General features: G+C 72.2%; 16 protein-coding genes and 1 pseudogene. 9 read left to right on the plus strand and 8 right to left on the minus strand.

Translation table 11 applies throughout. The annotated features are described in order from the left end of the window. Nucleotides 1-83: 83 nt before the first annotated feature. From AC0693_RS27670 to AC0693_RS27685, 4 genes are read right to left on the minus strand one after another with little or no spacing between them, the layout of a single operon-like run. Nucleotides 84-827, minus strand: coding sequence for a response regulator (locus AC0693_RS27670; protein WP_478803159.1), 744 nt, complete (start codon nt 825-827; stop codon nt 84-86). Continuing rightward, nucleotides 824-2029 carry a sensor histidine kinase gene (locus tag AC0693_RS27675; RefSeq protein ID WP_478803189.1) on the minus strand — a complete coding sequence of 402 codons (1206 nt, stop codon included), beginning with the start codon at nt 2027-2029 and terminating at the stop codon, nt 824-826. The genes AC0693_RS27670 and AC0693_RS27675 overlap by 4 nt, the downstream gene beginning before the upstream one ends. Beyond that, the gene (locus AC0693_RS27680; protein WP_469318326.1) at nt 2029-2718 is read right to left on the minus strand and encodes a glycerophosphodiester phosphodiesterase; all 690 of its coding nucleotides are present in this window, start codon (nt 2716-2718) and stop codon (nt 2029-2031) included. The genes AC0693_RS27675 and AC0693_RS27680 overlap by 1 nt, the downstream gene beginning before the upstream one ends. A 33-nt stretch (nt 2719-2751) precedes the next feature. Then, a complete protein-coding gene (locus AC0693_RS27685; protein ID WP_478737180.1) occupies nt 2752-3777 on the minus strand; it encodes an adenosine deaminase in 1026 nt (341 codons plus the stop codon). A 113-nt stretch (nt 3778-3890) separates the two neighbouring features. On the opposite strand from AC0693_RS27685, the gene AC0693_RS27690 reads away from it, so the two are divergent. Further along, on the plus strand, nt 3891-4646 hold the full coding sequence (locus AC0693_RS27690) for a DUF4190 domain-containing protein (RefSeq protein WP_478803160.1): 756 nt from the start codon (nt 3891-3893) through the stop codon (nt 4644-4646). A gap of 34 nt (nt 4647-4680) precedes the next feature. Here AC0693_RS27690 and AC0693_RS27695 read toward each other — a convergent pair. Both AC0693_RS27695 and AC0693_RS27700 read right to left on the minus strand, forming a co-directional pair. Next, a pseudogene (locus AC0693_RS27695) lies at nt 4681-6323 on the minus strand (TROVE domain-containing protein). 339 nt (nt 6324-6662) lie between these two features. Continuing rightward, on the minus strand, nt 6663-7214 hold the full coding sequence (locus tag AC0693_RS27700) for an NADAR family protein (RefSeq protein WP_469336901.1): 552 nt from the start codon (nt 7212-7214) through the stop codon (nt 6663-6665). Between the two features lie 174 nt (nt 7215-7388). On the opposite strand from AC0693_RS27700, the gene AC0693_RS27705 reads away from it, so the two are divergent. From AC0693_RS27705 to AC0693_RS27740, 8 genes are all read left to right on the plus strand, one after another. Then, nucleotides 7389-8903, plus strand: a complete 1515-nt coding sequence (locus tag AC0693_RS27705; protein ID WP_478803161.1) for a gamma-aminobutyraldehyde dehydrogenase — start codon at nt 7389-7391, stop codon at nt 8901-8903. A gap of 48 nt (nt 8904-8951) precedes the next feature. After that, nucleotides 8952-10205 (plus strand): polyamine ABC transporter substrate-binding protein, encoded by a 1254-nt coding sequence (locus tag AC0693_RS27710; protein WP_478803162.1) that lies wholly within the window; start codon nt 8952-8954, stop codon nt 10203-10205. Between the two features lie 85 nt (nt 10206-10290). Beyond that, nucleotides 10291-11442, plus strand: a complete 1152-nt coding sequence (locus AC0693_RS27715) for an ABC transporter ATP-binding protein (protein ID WP_478803163.1) — start codon at nt 10291-10293, stop codon at nt 11440-11442. Further along, complete coding sequence (locus AC0693_RS27720) at nt 11439-12359, plus strand: ABC transporter permease (RefSeq protein ID WP_356407824.1); 921 nt, start codon at nt 11439-11441, stop codon at nt 12357-12359. The genes AC0693_RS27715 and AC0693_RS27720 overlap by 4 nt, the downstream gene beginning before the upstream one ends. Continuing rightward, nucleotides 12359-13165, plus strand: coding sequence for an ABC transporter permease (locus tag AC0693_RS27725; protein WP_468464160.1), 807 nt, complete (start codon nt 12359-12361; stop codon nt 13163-13165). The genes AC0693_RS27720 and AC0693_RS27725 overlap by 1 nt, the downstream gene beginning before the upstream one ends. A gap of 26 nt (nt 13166-13191) precedes the next feature. After that, entirely contained in the window at nt 13192-14610 is a 1419-nt protein-coding gene (locus tag AC0693_RS27730; RefSeq protein ID WP_478803164.1) for an NAD(P)/FAD-dependent oxidoreductase, read from the plus strand. A gap of 155 nt (nt 14611-14765) precedes the next feature. After that, nucleotides 14766-15242, plus strand: a complete 477-nt coding sequence (locus AC0693_RS27735; protein WP_469318333.1) for a hypothetical protein — start codon at nt 14766-14768, stop codon at nt 15240-15242. Between the two features lie 70 nt (nt 15243-15312). After that, nucleotides 15313-17121 (plus strand): chitinase, encoded by a 1809-nt coding sequence (locus AC0693_RS27740; RefSeq protein ID WP_478803165.1) that lies wholly within the window; start codon nt 15313-15315, stop codon nt 17119-17121. On the opposite strand, the gene AC0693_RS27745 is transcribed toward AC0693_RS27740, so the two are convergent. Both AC0693_RS27745 and gabT read right to left on the minus strand, forming a co-directional pair. Continuing rightward, entirely contained in the window at nt 17060-17566 is a 507-nt protein-coding gene (locus tag AC0693_RS27745) for a phosphatase PAP2 family protein (RefSeq protein ID WP_478803166.1), read from the minus strand. The two genes, AC0693_RS27740 and AC0693_RS27745, sit on opposite strands and share 62 nt — an antisense overlap. A 525-nt stretch (nt 17567-18091) precedes the next feature. Then, complete coding sequence (gabT, locus tag AC0693_RS27750; RefSeq protein WP_469318336.1) at nt 18092-19426, minus strand: 4-aminobutyrate--2-oxoglutarate transaminase; 1335 nt, start codon at nt 19424-19426, stop codon at nt 18092-18094. Nucleotides 19427-19562 lie beyond the last annotated feature (136 nt).

Raw genomic sequence — 19562 nt, forward strand, 5'->3', positions numbered from 1 at the left:
GGGGGTGGTTGCGGATCACCGCTGAGAGGGGTCTTCAGCGGTATGACAACTCACCGGCGCGAGGGAGCCGACACGCCCACTCCTCACTCCGCAGAGGGAGATACCCCAGAGGGAGACACCCCGGAGGGAGAACCTCCGGCCGCCGTCCCCGCCGCGATCAGGCCCGTCTCGTACGCGCAGATCACCGCCTGGATCCGGTCCCGCAGCCCGAGCTTCGCCAGCACGTTGCCCACGTGCGACTTGACCGTGTGCTCGCTGACCACCAGCGCGGCCGCGATCTCCGCGTTCGACAGCCCCCGCCCCAGGTGCAGCAGGGTCTCCCGCTCCCGGGCCGTCAGCCCCGCCAGCCGCCGCGCCGCGGCGGCCTCGGCGGCCGGGTCCGCCGACCCGGGCCGGCCCCCCGCCGTCGCGGCCGTGTACTCCTCGATCAGCCGCCGGGCCGCCGAAGGCGCCAGCAGCGACTCGCCCGCCGCCACCACCCGTACCGCGTGCACCAGATCGTCCCGCCGCACGTCCTTGAGCAGGAACCCGGCCGCCCCCGCGTGCAGGGCCTCGTACAGGTACTCTTCCGCGTCGAAGGTCGTGAGCATCACCGCCCGGCAGGAGCTCGTCGCCGAGATCGTCCGGCACGCCTCGATCCCGTCCATGACCGGCATCCGGATGTCCAGCAGCGCCACGTCCGGCGCGAGGCCGCGCACCGCGGCGACCGCCGCCGCGCCGTCACCCACCTCCGCGACGACCTCGATGTCCTCCTGGGCGTCCAGGATCATCGCGAAACCGCTGCGCACCAGCTCCTGGTCGTCCGCGACCACCACACGGATCGTCAATTCCCCACCCCCTGCGGCGAGGTTACAAGGCTGACGCGCAGCTCGAAGCCGCGTCCGCCCGGCGCCGGACCGGACCGCGCCGTTCCGCCGTGGGCCGCCGCCCGCTCCCGTATCCCGATCAGCCCGTGGCCCCCGCCCGGCCCCGCTCCCGGGCCGCCGCGCGGCCCCCGCCCGTCGTCCGTCACCGTCACCGCGAGCGTCCCCGCCCCGTACTCCAGGGTGACCGCGACCCGCTCGGCGCCGGCGTGCTTCACCACGTTCGTCAGGGCCTCCTGCACGACCCGGTGCACGGTCGCCCCCAGCGCCGCGGGCAGTGCGCGCACCGCCCCGGTGCGCTCGTACGACACCTCCAGCCCGCTGCCCCGGACCCGGTCCAGCAGCTCGGCCAGCTCCTCGATCCCCGGCTGCGGCCGCCGCGGGGAGGCGTCGTCGGTCCGCAGCACCCCCAGCATCGTCCGCAGCTGTGCCATCGCGTCCCGCCCGGTCTCCGCGATGGCGTCGAAGGCCGCCTCCGCCCGCTCGGGGGCCCGGCGCACCGCCACCGGACCGGCCTCCGCCTGCACGATCATGATGCTGACCGCGTGCGAGAGGACGTCGTGCATCTCCCGGGCGATCCGGGCCCGCTCCCGCGCGGCGGCCTGTTCCGCCTCGATCCGGTTCGCCCGTTCCAGCTGCTCCGCACGGTCCTCGACCGCGGCCGTGTAGGCCTGCCGGGTGTGCTGGAGCCGCCCCAGCGCGTACGCCGCGGCCGAGACGATGAAGGTGAAGAGCAGCTCGCGCGCCGTACCGGTGTTCCAGCCCACGGACAGGGCGACCACGAGGACCGTGAGCGCGCCCACCGCCGTCCGGACCCGGGCCGGACAGAGCAGGGCGACCGTGTAGAAGGAGATCAGCCCCGCGTACGGAATCGGCTGCCCCGGCCCGTCCACCGCCAGCCTGTACACCCCGCCGAGCAGCAGGATCGCCACCAGGACGGTCACCGGGGCCCGCCGCCGCCAGACCAGCGGCAGCACGCCGAGCGTGGTCATCGCGTACGCCGTCCAGTCCGCGGGCGGCAGCTCGGCCGACCGCGGCACCACGAACGGCATCGTGACGGCCAGCTGCACCAACAGCGCCAGCCACCGGTCCTGCGCGCGCGGATCGGCCCGCCGGATCCGCTGGGTGAACTCCCCGAATGTCCCGAACTCCCCCCGGCCCCGTATCACCGCCCGGAGCCGGCCCGTACGGCGGTCAGCGCGTCGATCCGGTTCGTCGTGACCGAGTCCACCCCGGCCGCCAGCACCCTGCGCATCGACCGCTTCGTGTCCGGGGTCCACACCGAGACCCGCAGCCCGTCCGCGTGCAGCGCGTCCACCAGCGGCCGGTCCACCAGCCCGAAGCGGTAGTTGAGCCAGGCGGGCGCCACCGCGTCCAGCAGCACCCGGCGCGGCGGGCTCAGCGAGGTCCACGTCAGGGCGATCTCCGCACCCGGATCGGCGGCCCGGACGGCCAGCATCGTGCGCCCGCCCGCGCAGTAGTAGGCCCGCTCGCGCGCCCCGCACTCGCGCACCTGGCCCACCACCGTCCGCACCGCCTCCGCGCTCGCGCCCGGCAGGTCGATCATCACGCGTCCCGCGCCCGTGGCGATCAGCGCCTCCCGCAGGGTCGGCACCCCTGCGCCGGTCAGTTCCCGCAGCTGCGCGGCGCTCAGGGCGTCGAGCCGGACGTCGTGGCCCCACAGCCGCTGGAGGGTGTCGTCGTGCAACAGCACCGGGACCCCGTCGCGGGTCAGGCGGACGTCGATCTCGACGGCGTCCGCTCCGCGTGCGAAGGCGGAGCGGAGCGAGGGCAGGGTGTTCTCACGGACGCGGTAGGGATCACCGCGGTGGCCGACGGCAGTCAGAGTGCGCATGATCCCCATTCTCCGCGGGCGGGCGACGGCCTGTCAGGGAGCGAGCCACTCCTCGGTGTACGTGTCGATCTCCGCCGTCAGCCGCGCCTTGCCCGCCGGATCGAGGAAGGACGCCTCGACGGCGTTCTTGGCGAGCTGCGCGAGACCGCGCTCGTCCAGCTCCAGCAGGCGCGCGGCGACCGCGTACTCGTTGTTGAGGTCGGAGCCGAACATCGGCGGGTCGTCGCTGTTGATGGTGACGAGCACGCCCGCCGCGACCATCTCCTTGACCGGGTGCGCGTCCAGGTCGGTCACCGCGCGCGTGGCGATGTTGGAGGTCGGGCAGACCTCCAGCGCGATCCGGTGCTCGGCGAGGTGGGCGAGGAGTTCCGGGTCGCGCGTGGCGCTGGTGCCGTGCCCGATGCGCTCGGCGCCCAGGTCGCGCAGGGCGTCCCAGATGGTCTCGGGCCCGGTGGTCTCGCCCGCGTGCGGCACGCTGTGCAGGCCGGCCGCCCGGGCGCGGTCGAAGTACGGCTTGAACTGCGGGCGCGGGACACCGATTTCGGGGCCGCCGAGGCCGAAGGAGACCAGGCCCTCCGGGCGCAGGTCCACGGCGAGCCGGGTGGTTTCGGCGGCGGCCTCCAGACCGGCCTCGCCGGGGATGTCGAAGCACCAGCGCAGGATGACGCCGAGTTCGGCCTCGGCGGCCTTGCGGGCGTCCTCGATGGCGGCCATGAAGGCCGTCTCCTCGATGCCCCGGCGGGTGGAGGAGTAGGGGGTGATGGTCAGTTCGGCGTAGCGGATGTTCTGCCGGGCCATGTCGCGCGCGACTTCGTACGTCAGGTGGCGGACGTCGTCCGGGGTGCGGATCAGGTCGACGACGGACAGGTACACCTCGATGAAGTGCGCGAAATCGGTGAAGGTGAAGTAGTCGGCGAGCGCCTCGGGGTCGGTCGGGACCTTGGAGTCGGGGTGCCGGGCGGCCAGGTCGGCCACGATGCGCGGGGAGGCCGAACCGACGTGGTGGACGTGGAGTTCGGCTTTGGGCAGCCCTGCGATGAAGGGGTGCAGATCGGGCATGGGGAGTCTCCGTCGGGACGCGCGTGCGGGCAGGTCTGGGGGTTCATCGTAGGCAGCCCGGGGCCTGTCGGTGGCAGCCCGTAGCATGGCTGTACGAGAGAGGGGGGCGCCGCATGACCGAACACAGCCCCGAACCCAGGGACCCGTGGGCGCCGCCGGAGCGGCCGGCCGTGGACCTGGGCAAACAGCAGGGCGCGCCGGGGGGCGCCGCCGCTCCGGGCACACCGGGGGCCTCGGGCGTGCACGACCAGCCGACCATCGTCGGCATGCCGGGCGGTGAGGGCACGGGCCGTTCCTCCGGTACGACGCCCCCGCAGGGCTTCGCGCCGATACCGGGCGCGCAGGCGCCGGGCGCCCCGATACCCGGCGCCGCGCCGTCGGCGCCCGCCTACGGGTACCCGGCGCAGCCGGCCCCGCCCGCAGCCGGCGCCGGTGCGTACGGCTATCCGGCCCAGCCGGATCCGGCCAGCTACGGCTATCCCGGCTACCCGGGCCACCCGAGCCAGGGCGGCTATCCGGGCGCCTACCCGGGCGGTTACGCGGCGCCGCGCAACGGCTTCGGCATCACCGCGCTGGTCCTCGGCATCCTGGCCGTGGTCGGCTGCGTCACCAGCGTGTTCGCGATCGTCCTGGGCATCCTGGCCGTGGTCTTCGGCGTGCTGGGCCGCCAGCGGGCCGCGCGCGGCGAGGCCAACAACGCGGGGATGGCGCTGGCCGGGCTGATCCTCGGCATCGTCGGGGTCGTGCTCGGTGGCCTCATGCTCGCCGCGATCGTGGTCGGCGGCTTCATGGGCGAGAACGGCGAGGACCGTTTCGGCACGGACTACGACTCCCCGGCCTCGGTCTCGCAGACACCTTTCGGCACCTGAGCCCACGCCCGCGGCGGACGCCGGGCCCGGCAGGTCACCTGCCCGGCCCGCGCCCGCCGTGCGCGTCCTGCGCCTCCCAGGGCCACCGTGCGTCGCGGCCGTCCTCCAGCAGGGGCACCATGCGGAACGCCGCGTCGGTGAGCCCTCCGAAGACGTGCCGGTTCGCACCGCCCGAGGGCCCGTGGCCCACCGGGTAGCCGGCCAGGTTCCAGGTGTAGACGGGAACCTCCGGCGGCACCTGCGCGGTCGGGTCCCCGGCGCGGTGGCAGGAGGCCTGCTCGTCGGTGACGATCAGCACCCGGTCGTGCCCGGCGTAGTGCCTGCGCACCGCCTCCGTGGTGTCGGTGCCGCCGAGGTGGCCGAACCGTTCCAGCACCTTCAGCAGCGACTCGTCCTTCGCGTAGGGCACGGGCGCGCTGCCCGTGCCGAAGGCGACGAGGTCGGCGTCCACCGCCCGCAGGGCCAGCGCCGATCCGAAGACCGCCGCAGCGTCCGCCCGGCTGAGTTGCGAGCGGTCGGACAGCGGCGCATCCATCGACCAGGACCGGTCGACCAGGACCAGCGTCCGGCCCGGCAGCGCGGGCACGGCTCCCAGCGAGTGCCCGAGCGCCCTCTCCAGCGGCCCGGCCCAGCGCGGGGAGGGGGCGTGCCGGTGGGCGGCCAGGTAGCGGAAGGGGAACTGCCGGGACCGGGCGACCGTCTCCGGATCGCTGATCCGCTCCGCGACCGCCGCCGCCACCTCGTCCGAGATCCCCGCCCGGTCGAAGTTCCGCAGGTTCCGCAGCAGCGCCATCGTCCCCATGGAGGGGATGACGGCTTCCCAGGCGGCCGCGTCCAGCGGCCCCTGGAGCCACCCGGCCAGCGCCTCCCACGTCATCCCGGCCGCCGCGAGCCGCTCCGCGCCGCCGGGCCCGGTGACCACGGCCCGCCGCTCGCCGACGGGCAGCGCCATGAGTGCCCGGTGGGCGGTCAGGGTACGGGCGCCCTCGGGCGGGACCGCGGACTGCGGGTGGTGGCGCCGGTCGAGGGCGTACCGGAACAGCTCGCCCTGCCACGGCTTGGCCGGGTCGGGTGCGGCGTGCACGAGGTTGAGGACGTCGCCGAAGCGGTGGGCCCGCCGGTCGAGGGAGGTGTCGTACTTCAGCAGCGAGCGGGCGGAGTAGAGGCGGCGCGCGGCGTCGGCGACGCCGCGCTTGACGGGCTTGGGCACGGCGCGGCCGTGCGCCGCCGTCCAGTACGCGAGCAGTTCACCGGGCTCGTCGGCCCGTTGCAGCACCGAGTCGACGACCTGCCGGTTCGAGGGCCCGTCCACGTCGGCGTCCGGCGCGGCAGCGGGTCGAGGCGGGCCCTGACGTACTCGGCGGCTCCCACGAGCGCCGCGGTGCGCAGGTTCCCCTCGCCGCGCAGCCAGCCGAGCAGTCCCGCGGTCCAGCGCGGGTCCTCGACGGCCAGCTCGCGCACCAGCGCGGTGAAGCGGTCGTCGCGCCGGACGGCGTCCTCGTAGCAGGTCCGCTGCGTGACGAAGTGCCCGACGGCGAGCAGGAAGAGTTCCGAGCGGGCGTCGCGCGAGTGGCCCCGGCCGCCCTGCGCGGTCGTGGCGGCCCCCGGGAGGGACCGTACCGGTGAGCGCGGTGCGGCGGGCGCCGCGGCGGGAGCGGGCGGGTCGAAACGCGTCATGTGGATCCCCCACTGCGTGGAACGGGCGCACCCGCGGACCGCTCGCGCGGAGCGCGAGCGGTCCGCGGGTGCCGGACGGACGAGCGGGGAAGCGCGCGAGGGGGATGCCCGAGATCAAGGTCGGTGACGGTGTAGTCGCCTGCTCTACCGGACTGAGCTACCGGCCGGAGCCGGGCGGGAGTCGAACCCGCGACACGATGATCCGGAAGGAACCGTCGCCTGCGCACCGGGCACCCTCCGCGCGCGCCTCCCACGACCGGAAGGGCCGCGGCGTACGTCGTGCGCACACGCTCACTGTAGGAGGCGAACCCCGCGCTCAGCGACGCTTTTTTCTCCCCCTCAGCCCCCGGCCGACAGCTGCTGCCGCGCCTCCATCAGGGCGAAGCCCAGGAGGTTCAGGCCGCGCCAGCGGGTCGGGTCCAGGGCGCCCGGGTGGTCGGCCGCCAGGCCGGTGCCCCAGATGCGGTCCAGCGGGGAGGCCTCCACGAGCACCCGGTCACCGGTGCCGAGGAGGTAGGCGCGCAGCCGCGGCGTGGAGGCGAACTTGGCCACGCTGCCCGCCACCACGATGGCGAAGCGCTCCCGTTCCCACGTCGTCGCGTCGAAGTCGCGCACCAGCCGCCCGGCCTTCTTCGCCGCGGCGGGGCTCGTCGCGTCCAGCGCGGCGCGCTCCGCGTCCGCGTCCCCGAACAGACGCGCCTTCTCGGCCATCATCCAGTGTTCGGCGGTCGCGTAGCGGACCTCACGCACAGTGAAGGGGGCGGGCCACCACTGGCTCAGACAGCTCGGTCCGAGGGCCCCGTCATGCCGGGGCGTGTGTCCCCAGAACGGCAGATACTTGACTCGTTCACCCCGGTTGACCTGCTCGATCAATGCGTCGATCCGCTCCATGCACGCGAGTCTGACAGCCGCCACGGACACTTCGTACGGGATTTGCGGTCCTCCTCGACACTTGGTCGACCGATTCCGTCGCGTAATCAAAAGGCAACAACGGAATCACTTGGCGGAGGGCATCCCCTCTGCCAGGATCGGCACTCAATTCGAGCTGTAGCTACGGAGAGCGCGATGGGCAACCGCTTCCAGGTCAAAGACCGCTTCACAGACGGCGCGCAATTCATCGACGGCCGGCTGAGAGCCGGTACCTCGGGCGCGTCACACACCGTCGTCGACCCGGCCACCGGAGACGAGGTCCTCACCTACGAGCTGGCGGGCACGGCCGATGTCGACGAGGCCGTGGCCGCCGCCAAGCGGGCGTTCCCCAGGTGGTCCGGGGCCACCCCCGGCGAGCGCTCGGACGCCCTGCACCGGCTGGCCGCCGTACTGGCCGAGCAGGCCGACGACTTCGCCCACGCCGAGTCCCTCCAGTGCGGCAAGCCGGTCAAGCTGTCCACGGAGTTCGACGTACCGGGGACCATCGACAACACCGCCTTCTTCGCGGGCGCCGCCCGCCACCTCCAGGGGCAGGCCGCCGCCGAGTACTCGGGGGACCACACCTCCTCCGTGCGCCGTGAAGCGATCGGCGTGGTCGGCTCCATCGCCCCCTGGAACTATCCGCTCCAGATGGCTGCCTGGAAGATCCTCCCGGCGATCGCTGCCGGCAACACGATCGTGCTGAAGCCGGCCGAGCTGACCCCGCTGACCTCGCTGATGTTCGCCCAGGCGGCCCAGCTGGTCGGGATCCCCGACGGCGTGATCAACATCGTCACCGGCGCGGGCCGGGTCGCGGGGGAGCACCTCGTGGGCCACCCCGACGTGGTGATGACCTCCTTCACCGGCTCCACCGGCGTCGGCAAGCGGGTGGCCGAGATCGCCACCGCCACCGTCAAGCGGCTCCACCTGGAGCTGGGCGGCAAGGCGCCCTTCCTGGTCTTCGACGACGCCGACCTGGAAGCCGCCGCCCACGGCGCGGTCGCCGCCTCGCTGATCAACAGCGGCCAGGACTGCACCGCGGCCACCCGCGCCTACGTCCAGCGCCCGCTGCACGACGCCTTCGTCGCCCGGGTGGCCGAACTGATGGAGACGGTCCGGCTCGGCGACCCCTTCGACCCCTCCACCGACCTCGGCCCGCTGGTCTCGCACGCGCAGCGCGACCGGGTCGCCGGTTTCGTCGAGCGCGCCCGCGGCTACGCCACCATCGTCACCGGCGGCGAGATCCCCGGCGGGGACCTCGCCCAGGGCGCCTACTACCGGCCCACGCTGATCGCCGGGGCCGCGCAGGACAGCGAGGTCGTGCAGAGCGAGATCTTCGGTCCGGTGCTCGTCGTCCTGTCCTTCGACGGCGACGACGAGGGCATCGCGCTGGCCAACGACACCCCGTACGGCCTCGCGGCCTCTGCCTGGAGCCGTGACGTCTACCGGGCCGGCCGGGCCACCCGCGAGCTGAAGGCCGGATGCGTGTGGGTCAACGACCACATTCCGATCATCAGCGAGATGCCGCACGGAGGCTACAAGGCGAGTGGTTTCGGCAAGGACATGAGCGCTTACTCCTTCGAGGAATACACGCAGATCAAGCACGTCATGTACGACATCACCGCAGTCGCCGAGAAGGACTGGCACCGCACGATCTTCGGGGACAGATAACCCACGCTGCCTGACCAGCGGCCCACACCTCCCGAAAGGGCACAGTTCATGGAGCAGTTCGAGCCCGACCGCCTCTCGGCGGCGCAGCTCGCCGCGATGCGGCGCAGTCTCACCAGCGGGCGCGGCGCCCTGACCCGCCGTTCGCTGCTGCGTGCCTCCGGCGTCGGAGCGCTCACCCTCGGCGGCCTGTCGGCGCTGAGTGGCTGCGGCATCCCGCCCGCCCAGCGGACCGGTACGGGCGCCCAGGCCGCCTCGGACGACCACTCGGCCGGGGAGAAGGAGATCACCTTCTCCAACTGGACCGAGTACATGGACACCAGCGACGACGAGAAGACCCGTCCCACGCTGGACGCGTTCACCCGGCGCACCGGCATCAAGGTCAAGTACACCGAGGACATCAACGACAACGTCGAGTTCTTCGGCAAGATCCGCCCCCAGCTCGCGGCCGGCCAGGACACCGGCCGCGACCTGATCGTCGTCACCGACTGGCTCGCCGCCCGCATCATCCGGCTCGGCTGGGCGCAGAAGCTCGACCCCGCGCTGCTGCCGCACGCCTTCGCGAACCTGTCCCCGCAGTTCCGCAGCCCCGACTGGGACCCGGGCCGCGCCTACAGCTACCCGTGGACCGGCATCTCCACCGTGATCGCCTACAACGCCAAGGCGACCGACGGCAGGAAGGTCGACTCCGTCACCCAGCTGCTGGACGACCCGACGCTCAAGGGGCGGGTCGGCTTCCTCACCGAGATGCGCGACAGCGTCGGCATGACCCTCCTCGACCAGGGCAAGGACCCGGCGAACTTCACCACCGCGGACTTCGACGGCGCCGTCGGCCGGCTCCAGAAGGGCGTGGACAGCAAGCAGATCCGCCGCTTCACCGGCAACGACTACACCGCCGACCTCGACAAGGGCGACCTCGCCGCCTGCCTCGCCTGGGCGGGCGACGTCATCCAGCTCCAGGCGGGCAACCCGGACATCAAGTACGCGATCCCCGCGGCCGGTTACATCACCTCCAGCGACAACATGCTGGTCCCGGCCCACGCCCGGCACAAGGCGAACGCCGAGAAGCTCATGGACTACTACTACGAGCTCCCGGTCGCCGCCCAGCTGGCCGCGTACATCAGCTACGTCTGCCCCGTCGAAGGGGTCAAGGACGATCTCGCCAAGATCGATCCCGCCCTCGCGGACAACACCCTGATCGTCCCGGACAAGGCGATGACCGCCAAGTCCCACGCCTTCCGGTCCCTCAGCAGCGAGGAAGAGACGGCGTACGAGGAGAAGTTCACCAAGCTCATCGGTGCCTAGGCCGGCTACCCCGGCCGGCCCACCCGGCCTGCCCGTCGGCCCCCGTTCCGGCCCCCTTGACCGCATCCAACTCCGGGATCCCTCCATGACTGACAAGACCGAGGGCGGCGACGTCCGCCTCACCGGGATCAGCAAGCACTACGGCTCCTTCACCGCCGTGCACCCGCTCGATCTCACCATCCCCCAGGGCTCCTTCTTCGCCCTGCTCGGCGCCTCCGGCTGCGGGAAGACCACCACCCTGCGCATGATCGCCGGACTGGAAGAGCCCTCGACCGGCACGGTCCACCTCGGCGACCGCGACGTCACGCACCTGCCGCCCTACAAGCGCCCGGTGAACACCGTCTTCCAGAGCTACGCCCTCTTCCCCCACCTCGACGTCACCGAGAACATCGCCTTCGGACTGCGCCGCCGCGGCGTCAAGTCCGTGCAGAAGCAGGTCGACGACATGCTGGAGCTGGTCCAGCTCGGCCAGTTCGCCCGCCGCAAGCCGCACCAGCTCTCCGGCGGCCAGCAGCAGCGCGTCGCCGTCGCCCGCGCCCTGATCAACCACCCGCAGGTGCTGCTCCTCGACGAGCCCCTCGGCGCCCTCGACCTCAAGCTGCGCCGCCAGATGCAGCTGGAGCTCAAGCGCATCCAGACCGAGGTCGGCATCACCTTCGTGCACGTCACGCACGACCAGGAGGAGGCCATGACCATGGCCGACACCGTCGCCGTGATGAACGGCGGCCGGGTCGAGCAGATGGGCGCCCCCGCCGAGCTGTACGAGAACCCGCGCACCACCTTCGTCGCCAACTTCCTCGGCACCTCCAACCTCATCGAGGCCGAGGTCCTGGAGGCCGGCGCCGAGGAGATCGTCGTCGGCTCCGCGGGCACGAAGCTCCGGCTGCCCGCGCCGCGATGTTCGACCACGCCCCGCGCCGGCGGGAAACTGCTGGTCGGCGTGCGTCCCGAGAAGATCTCCCTGGCCCACGCGGACGAGGAGCACACCATCGCGGCCGGCCGCAACAAGGTCCCCGGCCGGATCGTCGACTCCTCCTTCATCGGCGTCTCCACCCAGTTCGTCGTCGACAGCCCGGTCTGCCCGGAACTGGAGGTCTACGCCCAGAACATCGAGCGGGACGCGCGCCTGACCCCCGGCGCCGAGGTGATCCTGCACTGGAACCCCGCGCACACCTTCGGCCTCGACGCCGACCAGGACATCGACGCGGGCGCGCTGACGGTGGAGGAGGGGGCATGACCGTCACCGAAGCCCCGCCCCGGGCCGAGGGGCCGCCGGTCCACAAGCCCTCGGTGCGCAAGCGGCTCGTCCCGTACTGGCTGCTGCTCCCCGGCATCCTGTGGCTGCTCGTCTTCTTCGTCCTGCCGATGGTCTACCAGGCCTCCACCTCGGTGCAGACCGGTTCGCTGGAGGAGGGCTTCAAGGTCACCTGGCACTTCCAGACCTACTGGGACGCCTTCACCGAGTACTACCCGCAGTTCCTGCGCTCGCTGGTCTACGCCGGCACCGCGACCGCGCTGTGCCTGCTGCTCGGCTACCCGCTGGCCTACCTGATCGCCTTCCGGGCGGGGCGGTGGCGCAACCTCCTGCTGATCCTGGTCATCGCGCCCTTCTTCACCAGCTTCCTGATCCGCACCCTGGCCTGGAAGACGATCCTGGCCGACGGCGGTCCGGTGGTCGGGGCCCTGAACGCGGTCGGCTTCCTGGACGTCACCAGCTGGCTCGGGATGACCGAGGGCGACCGGGTGCTCGCCACCCCGCTGGCCGTGGTCTGCGGTCTGACGTACAACTTCCTCCCCTTCATGATCCTGCCGCTCTACTCCTCGCTGGAGCGGATCGACACCCGCCTGCACGAGGCGGCCGGGGACCTGTACGCCCGCCCCTTCACCACCTTCCGCAAGGTCACCTTCCCGCTGTCGATGCCCGGCGTGGTCTCGGGGACCCTGCTCACCTTCATCCCGGCGAGCGGCGACTACGTGAACGCGGAGCTGCTCGGTTCCACCGACACCCGCATGATCGGCAACGTCATCCAGTCGCAGTACCTGCGGATCCTCGACTACCCGACCGCGGCCGCGCTCTCCTTCATCCTCATGGCCATCGTGCTGGTGATGGTCACCGTCTACATCCGCCGAGCGGGAACGGAGGACCTGGTCTGATGCGCACTCTCCTCACCCGGCTCCGGCGCGACCTCGTGGTCATCGCGGGCCTCGGCACGCTCGCCTACATGATCCTGCCGAACCTCGTCGTCACGGTCTTCTCCTTCAACAACCCCACCGGGCGGTTCAACTACGCCTGGCAGGAGTTCTCGCTCGACGCCTGGAAGGACCCCTGCGGGGTCGCCGACCTGTGCGGCTCCCTCTCGCTCTCCCTCCAGATCGCCGTGTGGGCCACCCTCGGCGCGACGGTCCTCGGCACGGCGATCGCCTTCGCGCTGGTCCGCTACCGCTTCCGGGCGCGCGGCGCGGTCAACTCGCTGATCTTCCTGCCGATGGCCATGCCCGAGATCGTGATGGCCGCCTCGCTGCTGGCCCTCTTCCTCAACATGGGCATCCAGCTGGGCTTCTGGACGATCCTGATCGCCCACGTCATGTTCTGCCTCAGCTTCGTCGTCGCCGCCGTCAAGGCCCGCGTCCTGTCGATGGACCCGCGGCTGGAGGAGGCCGCCCGCGACCTCTACGCGGGACCCGTGCAGACCTTCCTGCGGGTCACCCTGCCGATCGCCGCACCCGGCATCGCGGCGGGCGCGCTGCTCTCCTTCGCGCTCTCCTTCGACGACTTCATCATCACCAACTTCAACTCGGGCAACACCGTCACCTTCCCCATGTTCGTGTGGGGTTCGGCCCAGCGCGGTACGCCCGTGCAGATCAACGTCATCGGTACGGCGATGTTCGTCATCGCGGTACTGGTGGTCCTCGCCGGCATGACGATCGGCAACCGCCGCAAAAAGGCTCAACCCAAGTAACCGTATTCCGTAGGGAGTTGGAAGACATGGCCCCAGTTGCCATGCGCACCGCTGCACGATCCCTTTCCGAAGCACTGCCGGTCCCGTACTGGCTGGACGACCCCGGCAAGCCCGCCCCCGAGCCCGCCCTGACCGGCGACGAGCGCTGCGACCTGCTCGTCATCGGCGGCGGCTACAGCGGACTGTGGACCGCGCTCATCGCCAAGGAGCGCGATCCCGGCCGGGACGTCGTCCTGATCGAGGGCCACGAGGCGGGCTGGGCCGCCTCGGGCCGCAACGGCGGCTTCTGCGCCGCCTCCCTCACCCACGGCTTCGCCAACGGGCTGGCCCGCTGGCCGGGCGAGCTCGCGAAGCTGGAGGAGTTGGGCGCCCGCAACCTCGACGAGATCGAGGCCGCCGTCGCCCGATACTCCCTCGACTGCGACTTCGAGCGCACCGGCGAGATCGACGTGGCCACCGAACCCCACCAGGTCGAGGAGCTGCGCGAACTCCACGAGGAGGCGAAGCGCCTCGGCCTCGCGGGGGGCTCCGAGTGGCTCGACCGGGACGCGCTGCGCGCCGAGGTCGACTCGCCGACCTTCCTCGGCGGGGTCTGGGACCGCGAGGGCGTGGCCATGCTGAACCCGGCCAAGCTCGCCTGGGGCCTCAAGCGCGCCTGCATCGGCCTCGGCGTGCGGATCTACGAGAACACGCGCGGCCTGGACCTGGCCGCCTCCGGCGCCGGAATGGCCGTACGCACCCCCTACGGCCGGATCTTCGCCCGGCGGGTGGCGCTCGGCACCAACATCTTCCCCAGCCTGGTCAAGCGGATCCGGCCGTACACGGTGCCGGTCTACGACTACGCGCTGATGAGCGAGCCGCTCAACGCCGAGCAGCTCGCCGCCATCGGCTGGAAGAACCGGCAGGGGCTCGGGGACAGCGCCAACCAGTTCCACTACTTCCGCATCACCGCCGACCACCGGATCCTGTGGGGCGGCTACGACGCCATCTACCCCTACGGCGGCCGGCTCGACGCGGAGCGCGACCACCGCCCCGAGACCTATCTCAAGCTCGCGGAGCAGTTCTTCACCTGCTTCCCGCAGCTGGAGGGCCTGCGCTTCAGCCACGCGTGGGGAGGGGCGATCGACACCTGCTCGCGCTTCTCCGCGTTCTTCGGCACCGCGCACGCGGGCAAGGTGGCCTACGCCGCCGGGTTCACCGGCCTCGGCGTGGGCGCCACCCGCTTCGGCGCGGACGTGATGCTGGACCTGCTGGACGGCGTGCGCGGAGAGCGCACGGGGCTGGAGATGGTGCGCAGCAAGCCGCTGCCCTTCCCGCCCGAGCCGTTCGCCTGGACCGGGATCGCGCTCACCAAGTGGTCGCTGGCGCGCTCCGACGCCCGCGGCGGGCACCGCAACCTCTGGCTGAAGACGCTGGACCGCTTCGGGCTCGGCTTCGACAGCTGACGGCCCGCGCCGGGGCGTCAGGGCGCACGGCCGTCACCGCGGTGTGACCCGCTTCACCACCACGGAGTGACGGAACCCGCGTCATGACCGCCCCCGACTCCGCTCTCTCCGGGTGAGGACCTTCCTCGACACGGAGAGAGAGCGGAGGCCGGGCGATGACAGTCCCGGAGGCCAAGACGGCAGTGGAGTGGCTGGTTTCGGCGGCGCCCGACCCCGATGCCTGCCGGTGGGAATGGGAGCACAACCCCCTCGGGGTGGCACTGCTGCCCGCCGGACGGCGCTGGGACGTGCTGATCCTGCCGGGGGAGCTGGGGCAGGCCACCCTCGACGTCCTGACCCTGCTCATCGAGAAGCCCGGCCCGGTGCTCGCCGATTTCGGCGACGCCCGGCTGGGCTTCTTCGTTCCCGCGGGCACCGCCTCGCGCTGGCTCGGTACGGGCGTGCGCGGCGCCGGGCGCGGCACCTGGATCGTGGTCCCGTACCCGGGCCGCGCCACCGGCGGGGTGCGCTGGCTGGTGGTGCCGGACGGGCACGGCACGCTCACGGATCCGGCCGTACTGGAGCTCGCGATGCACGAGGCGGCGGCCCAGGTGGCCGGGTCCGCCGCGGCGAAGGAGGACCGGAAGCCTTGACAAGAGCATTGGTCTGGACCATCTTGAGCGCCACTCCTCCCCTCCATCCCCCCATGCTCCGGAGGCAGTTGTGCGCAGAAGACTGTCCGTACTTACGGCCGCCGCCCTGGCGGTGGCCGGTCTGCTGACCGCGGGCCCGCCCGCCGTGGCGGCCGACACCGACCTCGTCCGCAACGGCGGCTTCGAGTCCGGCCTCGACGGCTGGGCCTGCTCCGCGGGCAGCGGAGCCGTCGTCAGCACCCCCGTCCACGGCGGGAGTTCCGCCCTCAAGGCCACCCCGGCGGGCCAGGACCCCGCCCAGTGCGCCCAGAGCGTCACCGTCAAGCCGGACTCCGCCTACACGCTCAGCGCGTGGGTGCAGGGCGGGTACGCCTACCTCGGCGCGAGCGGCACCGGCACCACCGACGTGTCCACCTGGACCCAGTCCCCGGGCGCCTGGAAGCAGCTCACCACCTCCTTCCGCACCGGCCCCGCCACCACCTCCGTGACCGTCTGGACCCACGGCTGGTACGGCCAGGGCCCGGTCCTGACCGACGACATCGCCCTGGTCGGCCCCGACCCCGGCGGGACCGGCCCCGGCCAGCCCCAGCCCCCGGCCGTCCCCACCGGCCTGACCGCCTCCGGAGCCACCGCCGACGCGCTGACCCTGTCCTGGTCGCCCGTCACCGGCGCCACCGGCTACACCCTCTACCGGGACGGCGCGGCGCCGCTCGCGGTCACCGGGACCTCGGTGACCGTCACCGGCCTGGCCGCGTCCACGGCGTACTCCTTCCAGGTCAGCGCGCGCAACGCCGCGGGCGAGTCCCCGCGCGGCCCGGTCCTCTCGGCGAGCACCACCGGAGCAGGGAACCCCGGCACCCCCGGGCTGCCGGCCCACGCGCTGGTCGGCTACCTGCACGCGAGCTTCGCCAACGGCTCGGGCTACCTGCGGATGGCCGACGTGCCCTCCTCCTGGGACGTCATCGACCTCGCCTTCGGCGAACCCACCTCGGTGACCTCCGGCGACATCCGCTTCCGGCTCTGCCCCGTCACCGAGTGCCCGGGCGTGGAGAGCCCCGCCGAGTTCAAGGCGGCGATCAAGGCCAAACAGGCCGCGGGCAAGAAGGTGCTGATCTCCATCGGCGGCCAGAACGGCCAGGTCCAGCTGGCCACCACGGCCGCGCGGGACGCCTTCGTCTCCTCCGTCGGCAAGATCATCGACGAGTACGGGCTCAACGGCCTCGACATCGACTTCGAGGGCCACTCGCTCTCCCTGGCGACGGGGGACACCGATTTCCGCAACCCCACCACCCCGGGAATCGTCAACCTGATCTCCGCCGTGAAGACGCTGAAGGCCAAGTACGGCCCCGGCTTCGTCCTGACCATGGCCCCCGAGACCTTCTTCGTCCAGCTCGGCTACCAGTACTACGGCTCCGGTCCCTGGGGCGGCCAGGACCCGCGCGCCGGCGCCTACCTGCCGGTCATCCACGCCCTGCGCGACGACCTCACCCTGCTGCACGTCCAGGACTACAACTCGGGCTCGATCATGGGCCTCGACAACCAGTACCACTCCATGGGCGGCGCGGACTTCCACGTCGCCATGACCGACATGCTGCTCACCGGCTTCCCCGTCGCGGGCGACGCCGCACGGGTCTTCCCGCCGCTGCGCCCCGACCAGGTGGCCATCGGCCTGCCGGCCACCACCAACGCGGGCAACGGCCACACCGCGCCCGCCGAGGTGAACAAGGCCCTGGACTGCCTGACGAAGAAGACGAACTGCGGGAGCTACCAGCCCCACGGCAGCAGGCCCGCGCTGCGAGGCCTGATGACCTGGTCGGTCAACTGGGACCGGTTCGGCGGCTGGGAGTTCTCGAAGAACTTCCACGGCTACTTCGGCTGACGGCGCCCACGAAGAGGAGCAGCGGCAGGCACAGCAGCCAGCTGGCCAGCACGTCCAGCGGCCAGTGGAACCCGCGCAGCACCAGGCCGGCGGCCGTGGCCCCCGAGAGCAGCAGGGCCGCGGCCATCGGCCACGGGCGCCGGGCGTACGGGCCCACGAGCAGGGCGGCGCCCACGTAGGCGACGGCCGAGGTGGCGGTGTGGCCGGAGGGGAAGTACCCCGAGGCCCACGGTTCCAGCGGGCCCGGCCGCGCGGTCCAGGCCTTGAGCGGCACGACCAGCGCGGGCACCAGGGCCATCGCGAGGGCCGCGGCCAGCGCGGGCCGCCACCGCCGGGCGCGGTGGACGGCGTACGCCATGGCGAGCAGCAGGACCGGCACGGCGACCTGGACGTTGCCGAGGTCGGAGAGGCGTTCGGTGACCGCGTCGGGCACGGTGCGCACCACGGCGCGGCTCAGCCGCTCGTCCGGGACGAGCAGCGGGCCCGCGGCCAGGACCTGCCAGGTGATCAGTGCGAAAGCGGCCCACGCGGCGGCGCCCTGCGCGAGGAGCCGGAGGCGGGAGCGCGGGGGGAGGGGGGACCGAAAGGCCGGCCGTCCCGGAACAGGGGGGGTGGTTCCGGGACGGCCGCCCGGACCGGGTTGCCGCCCACCCCGGGGGGTGTGGAGTGAACGGCTGTCCGATCGGTGAGGAGTGTGCGCGAACGCATGCCCGGTACGGCGCTGGGGAAGCCCGTTGCCAGGGTCGCCCGCGGAATCCCGCGGGCGGGCTGTTTCACTCATCTGCAGAAACCGTACGTCAGCGAAAGGGGGACCGACAGCGAGAACGCGCTCCCGCCATCGGCCCCCCACACCTTCTTCACAGCGCCCGACCGTTACCGGCGGTATCGATCGAGCAGGGGATCGAGCGTGGTGCTCGGGTGTTCGCCCGCGCCCGCACGCCGCCCTCCCCGGGTCCCGTCAGGGACCGCCTCAGATGGTCGCGAACGCGCTCTCGATGATGTCCAGGCCCTCGTTCAGCAGGTCCTCGCCGATGACGATCGGGGGCAGGAAGCGGAACACGTTGCCGTAGGTGCCGCAGGTGAGGACCAGCAGGCCCTCGGCGTGGCAGGCCTTGGCCAGCGCGGCCGTGGCGGCCGGGTTCGGCTCCTTGGTCGCGCGGTCGGTGACCAGCTCGATCGCGATCATCGCGCCGCGGCCGCGGATGTCACCGATGATGTCGAACTTCTCCGCCATCGCGGTCAGGCGGGCCTTCATCAGGGACTCGATCTTCTTCGCCTTGGCGTTGAGGTCGAGCTCCTTCATCGTCTCGATGGAACCGAGCGCACCGGCGCAGGCCACCGGGTTGCCGCCGTAGGTGCCGCCCAGGCCGCCCGCGTGCGCGGCGTCCATGATCTCGGCGCGGCCGGTGACGGCCGCGAGCGGCAGACCGCCCGCGATGCCCTTGGCGGTGGTGATCAGGTCGGGGACGATGCCCTCGTCCTCGCAGGCGAACCACTGGCCGGTGCGGCAGAAGCCGGACTGGATCTCGTCGGCGACGAAGACGATGCCGTTGTCGTTGGCGAACTTCACGATCGCGGGCAGGAAGCCCTTGGCCGGCTCGATGAAGCCGCCCTCGCCGAGCACCGGCTCGATGATGATCGCGGCGACGTTCTCGGCGCCGATCTGCTTGACGATCTGGTCGACCGCCTGCGCGGCGGCCTCGGGGCCGCAGTTCTCGGCGCCGGTCGGCCAGCGGTAGCCGTAGGCGACCGGGACGCGGTAGACCTCGGGCGCGAACGGGCCGAAGCCCTGCTTGTACGGCATGTTCTTCGCCGTCATGCCCATGGTCAGGTTGGTGCGGCCGTGGTAGCCGTGGTCGAAGACGACGACGGCCTGGCGCTTGGTGTACGAACGCGCGATCTTGACGGCGTTCTCGACGGCCTCGGCGCCCGAGTTGAACAGGGCCGACTTCTTGGCGTGGTCGCCCGGGGTCAGCTCGGCCAGCGCCTCGCAGACCTCGACGTACCCCTCGTACGGCGTGACCATGAAACAGGTGTGGGTGAAGTCGGCGAGCTGCGCGGAGGCGCGGCGCACGACGGCCTCGGCGGAGGCGCCGACCGAGGTCACGGCGATGCCGGAACCGAAGTCGATCAGGCGGTTGCCGTCGACGTCCTCGATGATGCCGCCGCCCGCGCGGGCCGTGAAGACGGGGAGCACGGAGCCGACGCCGCCGGCCACCGTCTGGAGGCGGCGGGCCTGCAGCTCCTGCGACTTGGGGCCGGGGATCGCGGTGACGATGCGGCGCTCCTGCGGGACAGCGGTCATAGGGGGCTCCTGGGGGGTTTCGGACGCACTTGTGTCGTTGTCCGCAGGCTAGGCCCGGCGGAGGGGGTAGGGCATGCGCCGATCGGGAGTGGTGCCCGCGTGTCCTTGTCCGTGGCGGCCATAGGAGCGATCCGGC

This window comes from Streptomyces sp. NPDC043876 (genome assembly GCF_056435825.1).

Coding starts and splice junctions, on each gene's coding strand:
- AC0693_RS27680 (WP_469318326.1), bottom strand. CDS start 2,718: ATGCGCACTCTGACTGCCGTCGGCCACCGCGGTGATCCCTACCGCGTC.
- AC0693_RS27685 (WP_478737180.1), bottom strand. CDS start 3,777: ATGCCCGATCTGCACCCCTTCATCGCAGGGCTGCCCAAAGCCGAACTC.
- AC0693_RS27690 (WP_478803160.1), top strand. CDS start 3,891: ATGACCGAACACAGCCCCGAACCCAGGGACCCGTGGGCGCCGCCGGAG.
- AC0693_RS27700 (WP_469336901.1), bottom strand. CDS start 7,214: ATGGAGCGGATCGACGCATTGATCGAGCAGGTCAACCGGGGTGAACGA.
- AC0693_RS27705 (WP_478803161.1), top strand. CDS start 7,389: ATGGGCAACCGCTTCCAGGTCAAAGACCGCTTCACAGACGGCGCGCAA.
- AC0693_RS27710 (WP_478803162.1), top strand. CDS start 8,952: ATGGAGCAGTTCGAGCCCGACCGCCTCTCGGCGGCGCAGCTCGCCGCG.
- AC0693_RS27715 (WP_478803163.1), top strand. CDS start 10,291: ATGACTGACAAGACCGAGGGCGGCGACGTCCGCCTCACCGGGATCAGC.
- AC0693_RS27720 (WP_356407824.1), top strand. CDS start 11,439: ATGACCGTCACCGAAGCCCCGCCCCGGGCCGAGGGGCCGCCGGTCCAC.
- AC0693_RS27725 (WP_468464160.1), top strand. CDS start 12,359: ATGCGCACTCTCCTCACCCGGCTCCGGCGCGACCTCGTGGTCATCGCG.
- AC0693_RS27730 (WP_478803164.1), top strand. CDS start 13,192: ATGGCCCCAGTTGCCATGCGCACCGCTGCACGATCCCTTTCCGAAGCA.
- AC0693_RS27735 (WP_469318333.1), top strand. CDS start 14,766: ATGACAGTCCCGGAGGCCAAGACGGCAGTGGAGTGGCTGGTTTCGGCG.
- gabT (WP_469318336.1), bottom strand. CDS start 19,426: ATGACCGCTGTCCCGCAGGAGCGCCGCATCGTCACCGCGATCCCCGGC.